Below are 18969 nucleotides of genomic sequence, written 5' to 3' on the forward strand. Positions count from 1 at the left end.
AGGCAGCGGCCGCTACACCCAGGGTGCGCTCGCGCTGACGCTGAAAACCGATGCGCTTGATTTGCACCGGCTGGATCAGCGCATGCGCGCGACCCGGCTGAGCGGCAATCTCGACATGCGCCATGCCGATGGCAAGCAGGATTTCACGCTGACCTTGAGCGAGCCGCTGAAAAAAAACAAATTGATGCTGGATGCGCATGCGCTGATTGCCGATGCAGCGATCACGATAGACCGCATGCAACTGCGCGCAGGCGACAGTGCGATCGATGCAACCGCGCACTTTGCGCTGAACGGCAAACAGGCATTCGATGCGCAGGGCGTGGTGCGCAGATTCCAGTTGCGCGAGCTCGGCGATTTTCCGCAATTGCCGGCATTGCGTCTCAATGGTGATTTTTCATTGCGCGGCACGCGGCTGCCGGTGCTGGAAACCGACATCGCCTTCCGCATCAACGATAGCCAGCTCGCCGGCCATCCATTGACTGGCGCCGGCCAGTTGCAGTTGCGCGCAGATACCCTGCTGGTGCCGAAACTGGTATTGAATGCAGGCGCAAATCAAATTAGTGCACAAGGCAGGCTGGCCGGCAACGATGCACGCATCAGCTATGGCGTGGATGCGCCAGCCATGGAGCAACTGGGCGCAGGTTTTGCCGGGGCGCTGCAGATCAGCGGCGAGATCAGCGGCAAGGTGCAGCAACCGCGCATCAGCGCCGCATGGCAAGGCAGCAAGATACGCGTGCCCGGCCAGATAAAAATCGACCACACGCAAGGCAAGACCGACATCAGCCTGAATCTCGACAGCAAGGCCGCACTGTTGAGCCGCGCCGATATCAATGCGACGGCACTCGGCATCCATGCTGCCGGACAGCGGGTAGCGCAGCTGGGCGCGCAGGCACAATTTTCCCGGCAAGCCAGCGCTCCGCTGCTGCTGAACCTGCGTGCCGATGGCATCTCCGGTGACAGCCTGCAGGCAGAAAACTTCAATCTGGATGTGCGCGGCACGACCGCACAGCATGGCGTGAACGCCACGCTGACGGAACGCGAACAGAACTGGAAGCTGACTGCCAGCGGCGGCTGGCAGGATCTGGCGCGCCATCCGCGCTGGCAAGGGATGATCAATACACTGGAGGCTAGCGGCCGTTTTGCCGCCAAACTGCAAGCGCCCGCGCCGTTGATGCTTGCCGGCCAACAGCTGCAGCTCGATCAATTCAGGCTGCATACCGACAATGTAAATATCACGGTCGAACAATTCATCCGCAACGAGCGCGGCCTGGCGACGCGCGGCAGCTTCGAGCACCTGCAAATCGCGGCACTGTTGCCTTATCTGAAACCAGCGCCCGCAATTGGCGGCGACCTGAAGCTGGCTGGCGCATGGCAGCTGAACCCGGGCGACCAGCTCGATGGCAGTCTCAGCGTGCGCCGGGAAAGCGGCGATATCGTCATGCGCAGCAATGCCGCGCTGGCACTCGGCTTGCATACGCTGAACGCGAGTGCGACGGCCAGCAAGGGACGCATCGCCTTCAAGCTGCTGGCCGACGGCAAGCAAACCGGGCAGATCGATGCGAGCCTCAACACCGGCATCGGCGGTGCCACGCGCTTTTCAATTGCGCCCGATGCTCCCCTGTCCGGCAGCGTACGCATCAATGCACCGACGCTGGGATGGCTGGGACCGATGCTGAGCCCATCGCTGGTCACCGAAGGCAGCCTGCAAAGCAATGTCACGCTGAATGGCACATACAGAAAACCCGGATACGCCGGCACCGTCGCCGCCGACAGATTGCGTCTGCTGTTTACCGATACCGGCATAGACCTGAAACAGGGTGTGTTGCGCAGTGAATTCAGGAACGACCAGCTCTACATCAGCAATCTCGGTTTTCAAAACGAGGGCAGCCTGAGCATTTCCGGTCCGCTCAGCATGGTGCGCGAACAGCTGGCGCTGGAACTGACGCTCAAGGCTGATCATTACAAGCTGATCGATCGCTCCGACCGCAAGCTGGTCATCAGTGGCGACAGCGTGCTCGGCTGGCGTGACGGCAGTGCAAAGGCGAATGGCAAATTTGAAATCAATTCCGGCCTGCTCGACATCGGCACGATGGATACACCCGAGCTGTCGGATGATGTCGTGATCGTCGGCCGGGATGGCCAGCAAGGCAAGAAGACTGCGATTGCGCTCGATCTGGATATCGGCCTGGGAGATGGCATACGCTTGCGCGGACGCGGCATCGATGCCTTGCTGGTCGGCCAGCTGCGCCTGCTGGCCAATGCCGGCGATACTCTGCGCGCGCAAGGCAACTTGCGGGTGGCCTCCGGCACATTCAAGGCTTATGGACGCGAACTGGCGATAGAACAGGGCTTGCTGCGTTTCAACGGCCCGCTGAATAATCCGGCGCTCGATATCCTGGCCATGCGCCGGGGACAGGAAGTTGCCGCCGGCGTGTCGGTACGCGGCACGGTCATGACACCGCGCATCACGCTGGTTTCCGAACCCACCGTACCGGATGCGGAAAAACTGTCCTGGCTGGTGCTGGGGCGCGGCTTGTCCGGCACCAGCGATAGCGATCTGGGCGCATTGCAAAGTGCAGCCAGTTCGCTGCTGACGCAAGGCACGGCAGCCGGGCTGCAGGCGCAAATCGCCACCGCTTTCGGGCTCGATGATTTCAGCATAGGCAGCAGCGGCAGCAATCTGCAGCAGCGCATCGTCACGCTCGGGAAAAAGATCTCGTCACGACTCTACGTCAGCTATCAGCAAGGACTGGAAAGCACACGCAGCGTGCTCTTGCTGCGCTATACGCTGACGCCGCGCATCACGCTGGAAGGCGAAGCGGGCACCAGCAGCGCCTTGTCGCTGTTCTACAATTTCGCCTTTGACTGACACCATCACGCCACTTGCATGCGCAATATTTGCCCGCCCTACCCGGGCGATGTGCAAAAAAATTCCGGACTAAAAAGTTGCATCGATATTGCCGCAATGCAGCAAATATGCATTATGCTTGTTCTTATCGCATCGTCTTCATGCCCGGGCTGCAGGCCGCCACGCCATGAACGCTTCCAAAGAATTTTAAATAGCATTGGAGAGGTTCTATCATGACAAACAGCACTATCGATGAGAGTCCGGACGCAACAACACGACAGCGATCATCCGGCACTGCAGGCACGCCGCATCGCGTCGTGATCGTCGGCGGCGGTGCAGGCGGACTGGAACTGGCAACTGCACTCGGCAACAAGATGGTCAAAAGCGGCAAGGTCAGCGTGGTACTGGTCGACCGTTCATCCACCCATATCTGGAAACCCTTGCTGCATGAAGTGGCAGCCGGCAGCATGGATGCCAACACCCATCAGCTCGAATATGCAGCGCAGGCACGCTGGCATCGTTTCGTGTTCCAGCAGGGTGAACTCAAGGGCATAGACCGCAATCGCAAGCTCATCACCATCGGCAGCCTGGCCGACGATGACGGCATCGAATTGCTGCCGCAGCGCGAGCTTGCCTACGATACCCTGATACTGGCGATAGGCAGCATCACCAACTTTTTCAACGTGCCGGGCGCAGCCGAACATGCAATCGCCGTCGATACGCTGAGCCAGGCCGAGCATTTCCGCCGTCGCATGATAGGACTGTGCATGCGCGCCGAACATGCAATCGATATGCATGCAGACCAGGCCCACCCGACGCTCGATATCGCCATCATCGGTGCCGGCGCCACCGGCGTCGAGCTGTCGGCCGAGTTGCGCAATACGGCTGAAGTACTGGGCGCCTACGGCTTGCATCAGCTCGATCCGGTGCGCGATATCCGCATCACGGTCATCGAAGCCGGTCCCCGCATATTGTCAGGCTTGCCGGAAGCCATCTCGATCAAGACCACCGCGCTGTTGAACAAGCTGGGCATCGCTGTGCTGACGGATGCGAAGGTGTCGGAAGTGCAGGAAAAAGCGGTCTTGCTGGCGAACGGCAAAAGCATACCGGCCGATCTGACGGTGTGGGCCGCCGGCATACGCGCGCCGCAAATCCTGGGCGAACTCGGCCTGCCGGTCAACCGCCTGGGACAGATCATCGTGCAGCAAAGCTTGCAGACCGAAATCGATCCCGACATTTTTGCCTTCGGCGATTGTGCCGCCTGCCCGTGGCCGGAAAAAAACAGCACGATACCGCCACGCGCGCAGGCCGCGCATCAGCAAGCCAGCTTCCTGCTCGATGCGCTGCAAAAACGACTCGCCGGACAAGCACTGCCGACGTTTGTATATCGCGATCTCGGCTCGCTCGTCTCGCTAGGCCGCTTTGATGCAGTCGGCAACCTGATGGGGCCGTTGATCGGCAGCACCCTGTTTATCGAAGGCATACTGGCGCGCATGCTGTACATTTCCCTGTACCGCATGCATCTGGTGGCCTTGCACGGCCTGGTGCGCACGGTTGCCGATACGCTGGGGCACTGGTTGCAGCGCAAAACCTCACCCCGGGTAAAACTGCATTAACCGTGTCAGGCAAACGCCTCAATTAAGTGCCTGACTTAAATTTTAAATTTAAACGCTTGATTTAAAGATTGATAAACAGCGCAGATATAACGGAAAAATATTTTCCTTTATACTCTGTGCTGTTTGTCTATTTGCATGCCGCGTCCGGATGGCAAAAAATCCGCGACTTTTTCATGGAACTGCTGCTACACTTTTCGCAGTCCAATTTATAAAACGGTATCTCCGTTAATTAACAAAGTCAGATCGCGACACAGCAGGATGATGCATTGCATGCATCACAGTGCCGCACAACCGGATTGCAATTGCATACGCAAGCTGCCCGGGAACATCCATGCATGAAGCTGATCACATCATCTCGCGGCCACCTGTCAGCCAGAACCGACCAGCAAGCCTGCTCCAGCAATATGTGACATTTCAATTTGTCTGAAATGCCCTGTTTTCAAATTACCGGGATCAACATGACATCACACAGTTTCTTTCCGATCTTGCCGCATGCACTCAATGTACTGACGGCCACCGGCCTGCTGCTGATAGCAGGCGTACTGGGCGCACATTTGCTCAGGCGCATATTCCCGCAAATCCCGGCCATCACCGGCTATGTACTGACAGGTTTGCTGATCGGACCGTCCGCGCTCAACCTGATCGATGCCTCGCTGTTGAGCGAAATCGGCCTGCTGGTTGATCTCGCCCTCGGGCTGGTACTGTTCGAACTCGGGCGCCGCGTCGATTACAAATGGCTGCTGCGCGAAAAGGGCTTGCTCATCACCGGCGTGGCGCTGAGCACGATCACCTTCATTGCCCTGTTTATCCTGCTCACGCAATTCGGCGTCAGCAAGCTGGTCGCCAGCATCGTCGCGGCGCTCGGCATGGCGACTTCCCCTGCCGTGATTCTGAATGTGGTGCGCGAAGTCAAGGCGGAAGGCCAGTTGACCGAGCGCATGCTCAATATCGTCGTCATCGGCAATGCGCTGGCCTTCATCGTTTTTTCGATGGGCCTGGCTGCCGTGCATGTCGAATATGAAGCCGGCTGGGAAAGCTACATCCTCCATCCGCTGTACCTGCTGCTGGGTTCGGCGGCACTGGGCTGGATCATCAGCCGCCTGCTGGTATGGATAGGGTTATGGCTGGGGCGCGACAGCCAGGCCCAGTTGATACTCGTACTGGCGCTGATCGCCAGCACGGTCGGCATCGCCGTCATGTTGAACCTGTCGGCCTTGATCGCGCTGCTGGTGTTCGGCATCGCCAGCCGCAGCTATGATGCGCGCCATGCGATTGTCGAGCCGGACCTGAGCCAGTTCAGCGGCTTGTTCTATGTCGCGTTGTTCGTCTTCGCCGGCGCCAAACTCGAACTGCAGCATTTGCTGACCTTGTGGCCGGTCGTGCTCGCCTTCATCGGATTGCGCCTGACCATCGCCATCATCATGACGACCGGCATGGCGCGCCTGAATGGCGTGACGCTGCGCAAAGGCGCCCTGCTCGGCCTCGGCCTGGTGCCGCTATCGGGCTTCAACATCATCATGGTGCAGCACGCAGTGGGCTACTATCCGCAATTCGGCGCACAACTCAGCGCGCTGGTCGTCTCGATACTCGTGATACTCGAACTGCTGGGCCCAATCTGCACCCGCTATGCACTGGTCGCTTCAGGCGAAGCCAAGAACTGATCAAGGAAAACTCTATGCTCGAATTCAACAACTCGACGCCGCTGACGATGGGCGTGGAACTGGAACTGCAAATCGTCAACCGGCGCGACTACAACCTGACGCGCGGCTCCGACGACCTGCTGCAGATCATCAACAAGACTGAACACGGCTACGACATCAAGCCCGAGATCACCGAAAGCATGATAGAGATTGCCACCTCGGTGCATACCGACCATGTCGAAATGCTGGCCGAACTGACGACCATGCGCAGCCTGCTGGTAGCGGCCGCAGACAAGCTCAATCTCGGCCTCGCCGGCGGCGGCGCGCATCCGTTCCAGCATTGGGAAGACCAGCGCATCTACCCGACCGACCGCTACCGCCTGGTGTCGGATCTGTACGGTTACCTGGCCAAGCAGTTCACCGTCTACGGTCAGCACATCCATATCGGCTGCGCCAGCGGCGATGCAGCGATCCGCCTGTCGCACCTGCTGGCGCGCCACATGCCGCATTTCATCGCGCTGTCGGCATCGTCGCCGTTCTATCAGGGCGTAGACACCAGTTTCCAGTCCTCACGCCTGACCAGCATCAATGCCTTTCCGCTCAGCGGCACGATGCCCTTCCTGAATGACTGGGAAGCCTTCGATGCCTACTTCAACAAGATGTCGCATCTGGGCATCGTCGCCAGCATGAAGGATTTTTACTGGGATATCCGTCCCAAGCCTGAATACGGCACGGTGGAAATCCGCGTCTGCGATACGCCGCTGACGATAGAAACCGCCGTCGCGCTGGGCGCCTACGCGCAAACCCTGAGCAAATATTATTTTGCGCAGCAATCCTTGCAGCCGGCCGCGGATACTTATCTGACATATTCCTACAACCGCTTCCAGGCCTGCCGCTTCGGCTTGAATGGCGCGCTGATCAACCCGGTCACGGCCACGCAGGTAGCTATCAAGGAAGATATCCTCGAAACCTTTGAGTTGCTGGCCGATGTGGCCGAGGAACTGGGCACCACAGAGGCACTCGAATTATTGCGTCAGCGTGTGTTAAGCGGCCAGTCCGATGCCGACTGGTTACGCGCCAGCTATGAAAAGAGCGGCTCACTGAGCGATGTAGTCCGGCAACAAAGCGCAGTATGGATGGCGAAATAAACCAGGCTCCACCCACAAATCCCTTCCTCTGCTTGTAAGTGCATTCTCACAGCAGAATCGGACAAGCGCCGATTCTGCAAAATTTTCAATTCGACCACAATCAACTCTGTAAATACTGCAAGATGTTTTAACAGAGGAAAACCCTATGTCGAATGGATTGAATGCATGTGGCAATGTCGTCGGCTTGTCGACGCTGAGCACGAAGACGCTATCCCGCTGCGGCGACCTGTATGGCGCATCCGAGCCGATGCAGCATTTATTCCAGATGATAGGCAAGGTCGCCCCTACCAGCGCCAACGTCCTGATCGTCGGTGCCAGCGGCACGGGCAAGGAACTGGTCGCCAACGTGATACACAAAATGAGCAAGGAAAAAGACCGCCCCTTTGTTGCGTTGAATTGCGGCGCCGTATCGCCACAGCTGATAGAAGCCGAATTATTCGGTTACGAGCGCGGCAGCTTTACCGGCGCGGTACGCATGCAAAAAGGCTGTTTCGAGCGCGCCGATGGCGGCACGCTATTCCTCGATGAAGTCACGGAGATGTCGCTAGACATGCAGGTCAAGCTTTTGCGTGTGCTGGAAAGCAACCGCTTCTATCGCATAGGTGCCGACGAAGAAACCGAGGTCAAGGTACGCGTCGTTGCCGCCACCAATCGCGACCCGCTGGAAGCGGTGGCCAGCGGTGCGCTGCGCAGCGATCTTTTCTATCGCCTGGCTGTCTTTCCGATCAATGTGCCGACGCTGTGCAAACGCGGCTCAGACATCCGCCTGCTGGCGCAACTCTTCCTCGATCAACTCAATGAAGAAGAAGGCAGCAGCAAGAATTTCTCACGCGCTTCGTGGCGTTTGATGAATGAATATTCATGGCCCGGCAATGTACGCGAATTGAAAAACATCGTGCACCGCGCCTATATCCTTGCCGATCAGGAGCTGGACATCGTGCTGGCGGTCAATCCGGCCCAGGCAGCAACGGACGATCAAGCCAGCGACTGCGTCACCGTCCCGCTTGGCAGCAAACTGGCCGAGGCAGAGCAACGCCTGATTTACGCCACCCTGGGTCACTGTGGCGGCAATAAAACGCTGACGGCAGAGGTACTAGGTGTGAGTCTTAAAACCCTTTACAATCGTTTGAATGAATATCAAGCCAAACTGTTTTTACATGATCCCATCCCGCAGATGCGCCCCTACAGTGTTCAGGCCCGCACTTGACGATGGCTTGTTGAGCCCGCATACATCATGATAAAAATTCTGGTAGTCGACGATCATGCAGTGGTCCGTGCGGGCGTGCAATATTTCATTGCGCAAGTTCCCGACATGAAGATAGAAGGCGAAGCCGCCACTGCACAGGAAGCCATCCGCCTGGTGCGTGCGCAGGATTGGGATATCGTTTTACTCGATATCAATATGCCGGACAAAAGCGGCGTCGAAGTCTTGCGCCAGATCAAGCGCGAAAAACCTGACTTGCCGGTGCTGATCCTGAGCATGCACCCGGAGAGTCGTTATGCAGTGCAGATATTGCGCAGCGGTGCCAGCGGCTATGTGCAAAAGGAAGCCTTGGCGGAAGAACTGGTCAATGCGATCCAGACCATATTGCGCGGCCACAAATACATCAGCCATACGGTGGCGGAATTGCTGACGGCAGAAGTCGACCCGAATGCAGAGAAACCCTTGCATGAAACGCTGTCCAAACGCGAGTATGAAATTTTCTACAAGCTATGCCAGGGCCAGGGCGTGACGAAGATAGCGGATGAGCTTTGCCTGAGTGTGAAAACAGTGAGTACCTACCGGGCCCGTGTACTGCAGAAAATGAACATGGAAAATAATGCCGGCATCATTTATTACGCGATCAAACAGAACTTGATCGACTAGATACATTTTTATTTTAAAGGCAGCAATGTCTTTCCGATACAGCATGCAGCAGTCTTAAAAGCGGTCTAAATATGAACGAAACAACAAATATGCCCATGGATACCAGCTGTCATCCATTGCGCATCTTCCTGGTAGAAGATTCTGTCGATATACGAGAGTTGATGATAGAAAATATGGCAATGATTCCAGGCGTTGTGATGGCTGGCGTATCGGAATCGGAAGACGATGCATTGAAACAGTTGAACACGCAGCCCTGCGATATCCTGATTGTCGATATACAGCTCAAGAAAGGCAATGGCATCAATCTGCTGCGTCAGATCTCGGAAAGAAAAAGCCCAGACCCACTGAAAATCATCTGCAGTAACAACGCCACCGAGGTTTTCCGGCGCGTCGGACGACAATATGGCGTCAACCATTTCTTCGACAAGACTTCAGAGTTTCCGCAACTGTTTGAATTATTGAAAGACTTGAGCAGCGCCAATTTTGCATGTCACAGCCGCGCTTGAATCACGTTTGAGTCGCGCTTGAATTTCGCTTGAACATCAGACAGACTCAGTAAGCGGCGGCCCCGGCAACAGCAGCGCTTGCCCATTCAAGCACTGCGTCAGTTACCAGCTTCCACCGCATGTTCCGTTGCAACTTGGGTATTGGCTGCGGTCTTCGGAATCACGACGACTATCATCGTCCCCTTGCCCTGCGCTGCGCTGCTGACCTTCACAAAACCACCCAGATAACCTGCCCGTTCGCGCATGCCGCGCAAACCATGCGTTCCCACATTGGTAGCCTTTTCCATCGGGATGCCGATACCGTTATCGCGCACCGTGAGCATGATTTCATCATCCGTATCATCCAGTACCACGTCGACGTGCGTGGCCTGTGCATGCTTGGCGATATTGTTCAAGGCTTCCTGCACCATGCGGAACAGGGCGATATCCACGCGTGGCGCATAGACCAGCTGGTCGTCCGGCAGGCTGACATTGCAAACGATGCCCGAGTATTTCTCAAACTCTGCGGCCTGTTCCGCAATCGCAATCTTGATGCCGAACACATCCAGCTTGTCCGGGCGCAAGCCATTCTGTATGCGTCGCGTCGCATCGGTAATCGAACTCAGCAAGGCCTTGATCTTGAACGAGCGTTCGGTAAATCTAGGCTCGGCTGGCATTTGCTGAAAAATCAGTGACAGATGCATGTTCAGCGCCGTCAGCGCAGCACCCAGATCATCGTGCAACTCCCTGGCGATCGCCCGTTTTTCCTCTTCCCGGGTCGTCTCCAGATGGCCGATCAATTCGCTGACTTCAAAGGTGCGCGCTGCAACCAGCGCTTCCAGTTGCGTTTCATGCGCCTTCAGCGAATCCTCCATGCGCTTGCGCTCGGTAATGTCGGTGCTGATGCCGACCAATCCCATGATCTGGCCTTCGGCATTCAACCATGGCGCCTTGGTCGAGTGCAAGGTACGCACGCCAGCGGGATATTTCGTCGTGGTTTCAAAGACCTTGGGCCGGCCCTCTACCAGTACGCTGAGATCTTCCTGGATGACACGTTCTGCATCTGCCGGATCCTCATACAGATTTTCGCTGAGGGAACCGATGACCTGCTCCCTTTCCTTGCCCAGCAGACGCAGCTTGGCAGGATTGGCAAATATCATGTGGCCGCTGCGATCCTTGACGAAAATTGCATCCGGCGTGTTGTCGCTGACCGCGCGCAACAGTGCATTGCTTTCTGCCAGTGCCGCCTCGCCCTTTTGCCGGCCTTCGTATTCCCGGTTCAGCAAGGCAGCGGTACGGCAAAACATAATGAACAGCAGCGAGTAACTAAGCAAAATCAGCAATGGCGATGCCTTGTCCGCATCGTACCAGCGATTTTGCACACCCCATTTGATTGCGAAATCGAGTACCACCAGCAAGAGCAGGCTGTTCGGCAACAGGCGACGCAAAAGCGGCCCGCCGGGCGAGGTGCTGTTCCACAAACTCATCAGCCGATGGGTAGGACGTGCAGACAGCATCCCCACTGCGAGGATGAAAAAAATGATCGATATGAACGGCGCCATCGTCTCGGCTGAATCCAGCTCGTCGATAGACATCACGTTATAGATGTGACCGATAAGGGGAATGCCCATCACGCCGGCCAGCAGGAATGACGTGTATTCAGATGGATAGTGACCGCGCGCGTTGCGGTAATTCAAAAGCAAAAGACTGAAACCGGCCAGGATGAAACCGGCGGCCGTCAGTGGCGCTGTCGTCAGCGGCAGCTTCCTTTGTATATCCAGGTTAGATAGTAGACGCTCGATGCCGACGATATCGGCGCCAAAAAAATGGCTGGCCAGTGCGGAAAATCCCGCCACAGTAACGAACAGTGCAAGCATGCCGGCCAGTGTCGCAACGACCGTCTGTGCCACGCGACCTGCGATCTCCAGGGAACGCAATCCCAGCGCAAGTCCGGCCAGTACAAAAACAATGCCGGTATTGGCGCTGATAGGCACAATATAGGAGAGCCGGTAATCCAGTATCCAGAAATCCTGCGAGGCGTTATAGATTGCGAATGCACCGACTGCCATGATGAAAAAGGCAGAAATGAGCGGTGCATATAAAGGCTTGAATAACTTGCGGTATCCCATAAATTGGACCATGAGATGAGCTCCCCTGCATATAAAATGATGCGACTGAAATCAGCCTTTTGTTCTGGATCGCAGCCGCTTTACTAGCGGTTATGCCGTAACCCCGCATGATGCCCGCTTTTGTTCGTGATCAGGGGGTTTTGAAAATTCCGGGTATGCTGGCCGGCATTATTTCAGGGCGCATGAAAACACCATGCTTGATCGCCGAAATTTTATTGTTGGTGCAAACCAGCATAGCAGCATCCGTACTGAGTGCAAACGCTTAATCAGATATTGCCAAGCCGAAATAGTTCCAGCCATTACCAAGATAAGGCTGGCCGCTAGCGAGGCCGGTATATTCAAGATCAGAACTGACTGGGCTGTGTCGCAAAACAAATCCTGCAATTGAAGCAGATCGCTGCTTGCTGCCGCAACTTTTCAGATCTCGCCGACTCGCATGTATATGATGTAAGTTCATTGATGCACGACATGCCCGCAGCCCACACGACAAACCGCCCATGACCGACTCTTCCCCCCCTATTGCTGCCATCGCCCCGGCAGATCCCTCCACTGAAGAAGAACTCTCGGTCTGGCGGCGCGCACGTATCGTCGTCACCAGCTCGGTGCTGGAATGGTTCACGCAGCGCGGTGGCAGCAAAGGCGCCGCCGTTGCGTTCTACACGCTGTTCTCGATGGCGCCCATCCTGGTTCTGGCGATTGCGATTGCCGGCGCCGTATTCGGCACCCAGGCGGCACAGGGCGAGATCTTTTCCCAGCTCGAAGGATTGGTCGGCGCTAACGGCGCCCAGGCGATAGAAGCGATGCTCGCCAATGCACACAACCCGGAACTGGGGCGCACTGCAACCATTATTGCCAGTATCTTTTTGCTGATAGGTGCCACCACCATTTTTGCCGAGCTGAAAGACAGCCTCGATGAAATATGGCATGTACCGATGGCACGGCAGGAAGGATGGCTGGAAGTATTGCGCGTACGCCTGCTGTCATTTGGCATGGTGCTGGTACTCGCCTTCCTGCTACTGGTTTCGCTGGTGGTCAGCGCCGGACTGGCCTTGCTCGAGCGTTATTGGGGCGGCATGTGGAAAGACGCCGCCTTTATCCTGCAACCGGTATCCGACCTGGTTTCCTTCGCGGTGATCGCCAGTTTGTTTGCCATCATTTACAAGACGCTGCCGCAAATCAAACTTTCATGGCACGACGTGTCGATAGGCGCATTGGGAACAGCCGGGCTTTTCATCTTCGGTAAATACCTGATCGGTGTGTATCTCGGCAACAGCGGCATCGCCAGCAGTTACGGTGCCGCCGGATCCCTGGTCGCGCTCTTGCTCTGGGTCTATTACTCAGCGCAAATCTTTTTTCTGGGCGCAAGCTTTACCCGTCAATACGCATTATGGTTTGGCACCCTGCGCTACGATGCCCACCGGAATGCCGTACCAGGCAATACGCATAACACTGGCGTTTGATTGCGTTCCCCTGCCACTTCCCTGCGCCTGCACAGTATCTGCGATTGAGCATGCTTCAACCTGCTGCAAGGCAAGACATGCACTTCCCGCCTGCATGTAGCGTTTGCAATTTACTCTGAAATCCTTACAAGAAAAATAACGTTTTTTTTGTAAGTGACTGATTTTCATACATAAAAAATATGGCCCGCATATTGCGTAGCTATAGGCAGGCACTTATGCCGCATGTGTTAATTAGTTTAAGGAGAATGTTATGAACTGGGACGTTATCGAAGGTAACTGGAAACAACTCAAGGGCAGCGTCAAAGAGCAGTGGGGCAAACTCACCGATGACCATCTCGACACCATCGCCGGAAAACGCGACCAGCTGGCAGGCCAGATACAGGAAGCCTACGGCGTCACCAAGGATGAAGCTGAAAAGCAGATCCAGTCGTTTGAAGAACGCAACCGCGACGACAAGCGCTTTCTGTAAATCAGAACGGCAATCGAATGCGCTCTGCCGCGTTTGATTGCCTGCATCAATAACTCACTGCAAACAATAAAGGACACATCATGAAAAAAGCACTCTCAATGATCGTCATGACTGCCGCCAGTTTCGGCTTCATCTCGGCTGCGCATGCAGCACCAAACGAAGCAAAAGCGAATTACGAAGTAGCGAAAGATCGTGCCAAGGCAGACTACAAGGTTGCGCGCACAGCTTGCGACAGCATGAAAGACAACGCCAAGGATGTCTGCATTAAAGAAGCCAAGGCAGCGCAGGTAAAAGTCACCGCAGAAGCCGAAGCTGCCTACAAAGGCACCGACAAGGCGCATAAAAAAGCACGCACCGATATCGCTGATGCAAATTACGAAGTCGCCAAGGAAAAATGCGATGACTTGACCGGCAATGACAAGGATGTCTGCGTAAAAGAAGCCAAGGCTGCAAAAACCGCAGCAGTGACTGATGCCAAGGCAGCCAAGGAAATTTCCGAAGTACGCAAGGATGCACGTGAAGACAAGAAAGATGCCAACGTCGCCGTGCAAAAGGAAAAATGTGATGCCCTGACGGGCGCTGAAAAATCACGTTGCCTGGGCGCTGCCGGCAAATAAGCAATACAGAACGAATACAGCGCAAGCTGATATTCGATGCAGTCTGCCGGTGCGTCCGGCAAACTGCGCTGCGGCCCTGGTGAAATTTTCCACCAGGGCCGCTTTCTCATCCAGCCTCACATTATCTTGCCAGCCCTGTTCGAGGACTGGCCTGCCGACCCGGCTCAGCGCGGATGTATCATCTCTTGCGGCTGCACCCAGAGCTCGAATTCCTCGCTCGTCACAAATCCCATGGCCAGCGCTGTTTCCTTCAGCGTCGTGCCATCGTGATGTGCCTGCTTGGCAATCTGTGCCGCCTTGTCGTAACCGATATGAGGCGCCAGGGCCGTCACCAGCATCAGGGAGCGCGCCATCAGGTCGGCGATGCGCGCACGGTTGGCCACTATCCCTTGTGCGCAATGTACATCGAAGCCATGCATGCCATCGCTCAACAGCCTGACGCTTTGCAGGAAATTGTGCGCCATCAGCGGCTTGAAGACATTCAATTCGAAGTTTCCCGAGGCGCCGCCAAAATTGAGCGCGACATCATTGCCGAACACCTGGCAGCACAGCATCGTCACCGCTTCGCTTTGCGTGGGATTGACCTTGCCCGGCATGATAGAGCTGCCTGGCTCGTTCTCAGGAATGCTGAGTTCGCCGAGGCCGGAACGCGGGCCGGATGCCAGCCAGCGCACATCGTTGGCGATTTTCATCATCGTGGCCGCCAGCGTTTTCAAGCCGCCGTGCACGCTGAGCATCGCATCGTGCGCCGCCAGCGCGGCAAATTTATTCGCCGCACTTTTGAAATGCACGCCGGTGCGTCGCGTCAGCTCAGCCGCCATCCGCGTACCGAATTCCGGATGCGTATTCAAGCCGGTGCCGACTGCCGTGCCGCCGACTGCCAGTTCATGCAGCGACGGCAGCAACACCGCTATGCCCAGCTCGGCATGATGCAGCTGCGCGACATAGCCGGAAAATTCCTGCCCCAGCGTCAGCGGCGTCGCATCCTGCAAATGCGTGCGCCCTATCTTGACGATATCGGCAAATTCTTCCGCCTTGTGCTGCAGCGTAGTGCGCAAAGCATGCAGCGCCGGCAGCAATTTATGCGTGACGCCCAGACTGGCGGCCACATACATCGCCGTCGGGAAAATGTCGTTCGATGACTGACCCAGATTGACGTCGTCGTTGGGATGCACCAGACGTTGCTCACCGCGCTCGCCGCCGAGCAATTCCGAGGCGCGGTTGGCCAGCACTTCATTCATGTTCATATTGGTTTGCGTGCCGGAACCGGTTTGCCAGACCGCGAGTGGAAACGCGTGCGGATGCAGGCCGGCGATTACTTCTTCAGCAGCGCCGACGATCGCATCGGCCTTCTTCTTGTCGAGTTTGCCCAGCGCCAGATTGACCAGCGCCGCTGCACGTTTGACTTCAGCCAGCGCAATAATTAATTCATGCGGCATCTGCTCGCTCGAGATGCGAAAATGCGCGAGCGAGCGCTGCGTCTGCGCGCCCCACAGACATTCGCTGTCGACTTCTATCGGACCAAAGGTATCGCGTTCTGTTCTTGTCTTCATGGTGCACTCCTGCTGGCTGGATGAAGGATACATATGATGCAAGGACCCTGGCGCACTGCCTGTGCGTAACCTGAGGCATCAACTCAGGCGTTTTCCGCCAGGGGACTGCGGTCCAGATGGTAGAGCGCGATGATCAATCCTGCTGTCGACAAGAACAGGAACAGGGGGCCGAACAGCCAGAAGGTCAGTGGCACCGCGACGAAAAATGCGCGCATGCCCAGCGTGTAAAACACGCCGGCACTATTCAGGCGCTGGCCGACGCGCTGCGGCGACAGCGAGCCTTGCGCATCGGCCTCCGGCAAATTCACCATGAAGACCACATGATTGAGCAGGCGCAGGGTCATCGCGAAGGCAAAGAATGCAACCAGCAACACCGACAGCAGGCACATGATCTTGACCACCCACAAATCTGCCGCGCGGGAACCGGCAATATCGAGCACATGCCAGGTCCTGGCCATGTTCTCAGCCTGGCCAGACAGCGTCAGGGTACCGAGTATCAGCAGGATCGAAGACGAAGCCTTGAACGTCGCCGTCATGCCAAAGTTGCGCAGTGTCTGCACCGCCATCACATCTTTTTTGCCCTGGCTGCGCATGACATCCATCACCCACAGCGCCCGCGCCTTTTGGTTGACCGAATGCACAGTGAAATTTGGATCGCGCTTGACGCGCATCATCAGGAACAGGTAATAAGCCAGCAGCATCAAGCCGCTGGCCAGCAATGCAATGACGTCGATATCGATACCCATGTTCCCCTCTCGTTGAGCCGGCTTGCAATCCGTTTTCCATACGATAGCAGACAGCGCCGGTATGGATAAAACATGTTCGCTTTCCTGGCAGCATGGAAAGATCTGCCCATGACCGCGGATACCTCTGCAGTTGCTGGCGGCAACTGCTGTTACATCAGCTCGACGCCAAAGCGGCGCATCAGCAGCGCAAACAAACTGAAGCAAACGACGGTGATCACGACGGATGCCAGCAAGGTAGGCCAGAAGCCTATGCGCGGCAGCAGGAACGGGAAGATCAGGAACATAGGCAGCGTAGGGACGACGTACCTGAAGGTGTACCAGGCGTGATTGGCTATTTTGGCTTCCGGCTGTTTTTCTACATACAGCCAGATCAGCGTCAGCACGGTCACCATAGGCAGCGAGGCGATCAATCCGCCCAGCTTGTCACTGCGTTTGGCGAATTCAGAGATGAGTACCACCGCGGCGGCGGTAATAAGGTATTTTGTGACGATCCAGTTCATTGCGGCTCCATAAGAATTTTCCTGACACGCCAGCATTGTATGCCCACATGCATGGCCGGCACCTGAAGTGGGCAGGCAATTTGATTTCATCCTCTACAATGCAGGGCACGCGATATGAATTGCTTACTATTACCTCTTCCCCTGCCGGTTGAAAACACCTTGCGCGCTTGCGCTATCTTCCTACTGTCCCTGCACAAAAAATTTCCGCATGCATAAGCTCCCCGAACACATAGCCACACAGGACGATGTCCAGCCTGATCCAGTCACTTTTTTGCAGGCCCTCAAGCTGTGGTGCAAGCTCGGCTTCATGGGCTTTGGTGGCCCGGCGGCGCAGATTTCGCTGATGCACAGGGAACTGGTTGAGCAAAGGCGCTGGATCAGTGAAAAACGCTTCCTGCATGCGCTGAACTATTGCATGTTGCTGCCGGGCCCGGAGGCGCAGCAACTCGCCACTTACATGGGCTGGCTGATGCACCGTACCAGAGGCGGCATAGCGGCCGGCGTGCTGTTCGTGCTGCCATCGCTGTTTTTCCTGATCACGCTGTCCTGGCTATACATTGCCTATGGCCATGTACCCTTGATCGCCGGTTTGTTTTACGGCATCAAGCCCGCAGTCACCGCCGTCGTTGTGCATGCGGTGCACAGGATAGGTTCGCGCGCACTGAAAAACGGTTTCATGTGGGGGATCGCTGCCTCATCGTTTGTCGCCATCTTTGCCATGAACGTGCCCTTCCCCATCATCATTGCCGTCGCCGCCTTGATCGGCTATCTGGGTGGCCGCCATGCCCCGCACAAATTCAGCACCGGCAGCGCGCATGGTGGCGCTCAAAAATCATATGGAGCGGCGCTGATAGACGACGATACGCCGCCTCCTGCGCATGCGCGTTTCAGCTGGCGTCGATTGATGTGGATAGCCTTGGCCGGCGGCTTGCTGTGGCTGTTGCCGATGGCGGTCTTGACGCTGATCCTGGGCTGGCATCACACGCTGACGCAAATGGGATGGTTCTTCACCAAGGCGGCCCTGCTGACCTTTGGCGGCGCGTATGCGGTATTGCCGTATATTTATCAGGGTGCGATCAGCCATTACAACTGGCTGACGCCGACCCAGATGATAGATGGGCTGGCCTTGGGCGAAGCCAATCCGGGCCCGCTGATCATGGTGGTCGCATTCGTCGGTTTTGTAGGCGCATATGTGCAGGCGCTATTCGGCCCCGAGTTGCAGTTTGCCGCCGGCGCTACTGCAGCCGTGCTCGTGACCTGGTTCACATTCCTGCCATCGTTCATCTTCATCCTGGCCGGCGGCCCACTGGTTGAATCGACGCATGGCAACCTGAAATTCACCGCGCCCCTGACCGGCATTACTGCCGCGGTGGTTGGCGTGATCCTGAATCTGGCTGTGTTCTTTGCCTATCATGTGCTGTGGCCGCAAGGATTTTCCGGCAGCTTCGACGCAATCGCGGCATTGATGACGGTGGCCGCTGCCGTGGCGCTGGTGCGCTACAAGCGCAGCGTGATCCATGTGATCGCTGCCAGCGCTGTGCTCGGCTTGCTCTTGAAAACGCTGATACCGTGAACAGGTAAAGCGCAAGTTGTAAGCGCATCCCGGCCAGGCATTTTTCAAGGCCAGCACCCCACTCTCTCCGACAATTGCATGCTGGACGCATCAGGCATGCAACTGCACCTCATTTCCCGCGCCTGCATCCTTTGCGCTATGTTGCCGCAAGCAAAATCATCCGGCAGTCAGCACCAGGAAATGAAAACAAATTACCTGACTGCAATCCAATATTTTATGGATGGTCTTTTTTTGATATGGATCACTATCCATACAGGATTTCCAGTTCTACAGTGAATGGATTTTCACCCTATCAAGGAATTTCATCATGACTATCCT

15 protein-coding genes are annotated in these 18969 nt (G+C 56.4%); 11 read left to right on the forward strand and 4 right to left on the reverse strand.

Going from position 1 to position 18969, the window contains the following annotated elements:
- The 7 genes from Q7T06_RS05805 to Q7T06_RS05835 all read left to right on the forward strand — a co-directional run.
- Positions 1 to 2869 (forward strand): translocation/assembly module TamB domain-containing protein (locus Q7T06_RS05805; protein ID WP_304781741.1); only part of this gene is annotated, 2869 nt, incomplete at its 5' end.
- A gap of 212 nt (positions 2870 to 3081) precedes the next feature.
- Positions 3082 to 4464, forward strand: coding sequence for an NAD(P)/FAD-dependent oxidoreductase (locus Q7T06_RS05810; RefSeq protein ID WP_304781744.1), 1383 nt, complete (start codon positions 3082 to 3084; stop codon positions 4462 to 4464).
- A 458-nt stretch (positions 4465 to 4922) separates the two neighbouring features.
- On the forward strand, positions 4923 to 6125 hold the full coding sequence (locus Q7T06_RS05815; protein WP_304781748.1) for a cation:proton antiporter: 1203 nt from the start codon (positions 4923 to 4925) through the stop codon (positions 6123 to 6125).
- 14 nt (positions 6126 to 6139) lie between these two features.
- Entirely contained in the window at positions 6140 to 7252 is a 1113-nt protein-coding gene (locus tag Q7T06_RS05820) for a YbdK family carboxylate-amine ligase (RefSeq protein ID WP_304781751.1), read from the forward strand.
- Positions 7253 to 7397: 145 nt separating this feature from the next.
- A complete protein-coding gene (locus Q7T06_RS05825; RefSeq protein ID WP_304781754.1) occupies positions 7398 to 8459 on the forward strand; it encodes a sigma-54-dependent Fis family transcriptional regulator in 1062 nt (353 codons plus the stop codon).
- Between the two features lie 27 nt (positions 8460 to 8486).
- Positions 8487 to 9119 carry a response regulator transcription factor gene (locus tag Q7T06_RS05830; RefSeq protein ID WP_304781757.1) on the forward strand — a complete coding sequence of 211 codons (633 nt, stop codon included), beginning with the start codon at positions 8487 to 8489 and terminating at the stop codon, positions 9117 to 9119.
- 95 nt (positions 9120 to 9214) lie between these two features.
- Complete coding sequence (locus Q7T06_RS05835) at positions 9215 to 9625, forward strand: response regulator (protein WP_304781760.1); 411 nt, start codon at positions 9215 to 9217, stop codon at positions 9623 to 9625.
- 98 nt (positions 9626 to 9723) lie between these two features.
- Here Q7T06_RS05835 and Q7T06_RS05840 read toward each other — a convergent pair whose 3' ends face one another.
- Positions 9724 to 11745 carry a PAS domain-containing protein gene (locus Q7T06_RS05840; protein ID WP_304781764.1) on the reverse strand — a complete coding sequence of 674 codons (2022 nt, stop codon included), beginning with the start codon at positions 11743 to 11745 and terminating at the stop codon, positions 9724 to 9726.
- 485 nt (positions 11746 to 12230) lie between these two features.
- Here Q7T06_RS05840 and Q7T06_RS05845 point away from each other — a divergent pair, with 485 nt between their 5' ends.
- From Q7T06_RS05845 to Q7T06_RS05855, 3 genes are all read left to right on the forward strand, one after another.
- On the forward strand, positions 12231 to 13193 hold the full coding sequence (locus Q7T06_RS05845; RefSeq protein WP_304781768.1) for a YihY/virulence factor BrkB family protein: 963 nt from the start codon (positions 12231 to 12233) through the stop codon (positions 13191 to 13193).
- Positions 13194 to 13443: 250 nt separating this feature from the next.
- Positions 13444 to 13662 carry a CsbD family protein gene (locus Q7T06_RS05850; RefSeq protein WP_304781771.1) on the forward strand — a complete coding sequence of 73 codons (219 nt, stop codon included), beginning with the start codon at positions 13444 to 13446 and terminating at the stop codon, positions 13660 to 13662.
- Positions 13663 to 13742: 80 nt separating this feature from the next.
- Complete coding sequence (locus Q7T06_RS05855) at positions 13743 to 14279, forward strand: hypothetical protein (RefSeq protein WP_304781774.1); 537 nt, start codon at positions 13743 to 13745, stop codon at positions 14277 to 14279.
- Positions 14280 to 14443: 164 nt separating this feature from the next.
- Here the strand turns inward: Q7T06_RS05855 and fumC are convergent, their stop codons facing one another.
- The 3 genes from fumC to Q7T06_RS05870 form a co-directional block, all read right to left on the reverse strand.
- On the reverse strand, positions 14444 to 15832 hold the full coding sequence (gene fumC, locus Q7T06_RS05860) for a class II fumarate hydratase (RefSeq protein ID WP_304781776.1): 1389 nt from the start codon (positions 15830 to 15832) through the stop codon (positions 14444 to 14446).
- A gap of 83 nt (positions 15833 to 15915) precedes the next feature.
- Positions 15916 to 16578, reverse strand: a complete 663-nt coding sequence (locus Q7T06_RS05865) for a DUF599 domain-containing protein (RefSeq protein ID WP_304781778.1) — start codon at positions 16576 to 16578, stop codon at positions 15916 to 15918.
- Positions 16579 to 16727: 149 nt separating this feature from the next.
- Positions 16728 to 17078, reverse strand: a complete 351-nt coding sequence (locus tag Q7T06_RS05870) for a DUF3147 family protein (RefSeq protein ID WP_304781780.1) — start codon at positions 17076 to 17078, stop codon at positions 16728 to 16730.
- 208 nt (positions 17079 to 17286) lie between these two features.
- Here Q7T06_RS05870 and chrA point away from each other — a divergent pair, with 208 nt between their 5' ends.
- Positions 17287 to 18651 carry a chromate efflux transporter gene (gene chrA / locus Q7T06_RS05875; RefSeq protein WP_304781781.1) on the forward strand — a complete coding sequence of 455 codons (1365 nt, stop codon included), beginning with the start codon at positions 17287 to 17289 and terminating at the stop codon, positions 18649 to 18651.
- Positions 18652 to 18969: the final 318 nt, after the last annotated feature.

Source organism: Herminiimonas sp. (genome assembly GCF_030645555.1).
In the GTDB taxonomy this organism is placed as follows: Bacteria; Pseudomonadota; Gammaproteobacteria; order Burkholderiales; family Burkholderiaceae_D; genus Oxalicibacterium.

What these genes read in the sequence shown, in the direction of transcription:
- Q7T06_RS05865 (WP_304781778.1), bottom strand. Translation starts at nt 16,578, where the DNA reads ATGGGTATCGATATCGACGTCATTGCATTGCTGGCCAGCGGCTTGATG.
- Q7T06_RS05855 (WP_304781774.1), top strand. Translation starts at nt 13,743, where the DNA reads ATGAAAAAAGCACTCTCAATGATCGTCATGACTGCCGCCAGTTTCGGC.
- chrA (WP_304781781.1), top strand. Translation starts at nt 17,287, where the DNA reads ATGCATAAGCTCCCCGAACACATAGCCACACAGGACGATGTCCAGCCT.
- Q7T06_RS05870 (WP_304781780.1), bottom strand. Translation starts at nt 17,078, where the DNA reads ATGAACTGGATCGTCACAAAATACCTTATTACCGCCGCCGCGGTGGTA.
- Q7T06_RS05815 (WP_304781748.1), top strand. Translation starts at nt 4,923, where the DNA reads ATGACATCACACAGTTTCTTTCCGATCTTGCCGCATGCACTCAATGTA.
- Q7T06_RS05845 (WP_304781768.1), top strand. Translation starts at nt 12,231, where the DNA reads ATGACCGACTCTTCCCCCCCTATTGCTGCCATCGCCCCGGCAGATCCC.
- Q7T06_RS05820 (WP_304781751.1), top strand. Translation starts at nt 6,140, where the DNA reads ATGCTCGAATTCAACAACTCGACGCCGCTGACGATGGGCGTGGAACTG.
- Q7T06_RS05835 (WP_304781760.1), top strand. Translation starts at nt 9,215, where the DNA reads ATGGATACCAGCTGTCATCCATTGCGCATCTTCCTGGTAGAAGATTCT.
- Q7T06_RS05840 (WP_304781764.1), bottom strand. Translation starts at nt 11,745, where the DNA reads ATGGTCCAATTTATGGGATACCGCAAGTTATTCAAGCCTTTATATGCA.
- fumC (WP_304781776.1), bottom strand. Translation starts at nt 15,832, where the DNA reads ATGAAGACAAGAACAGAACGCGATACCTTTGGTCCGATAGAAGTCGAC.
- Q7T06_RS05830 (WP_304781757.1), top strand. Translation starts at nt 8,487, where the DNA reads ATGATAAAAATTCTGGTAGTCGACGATCATGCAGTGGTCCGTGCGGGC.
- Q7T06_RS05810 (WP_304781744.1), top strand. Translation starts at nt 3,082, where the DNA reads ATGACAAACAGCACTATCGATGAGAGTCCGGACGCAACAACACGACAG.
- Q7T06_RS05850 (WP_304781771.1), top strand. Translation starts at nt 13,444, where the DNA reads ATGAACTGGGACGTTATCGAAGGTAACTGGAAACAACTCAAGGGCAGC.
- Q7T06_RS05825 (WP_304781754.1), top strand. Translation starts at nt 7,398, where the DNA reads ATGTCGAATGGATTGAATGCATGTGGCAATGTCGTCGGCTTGTCGACG.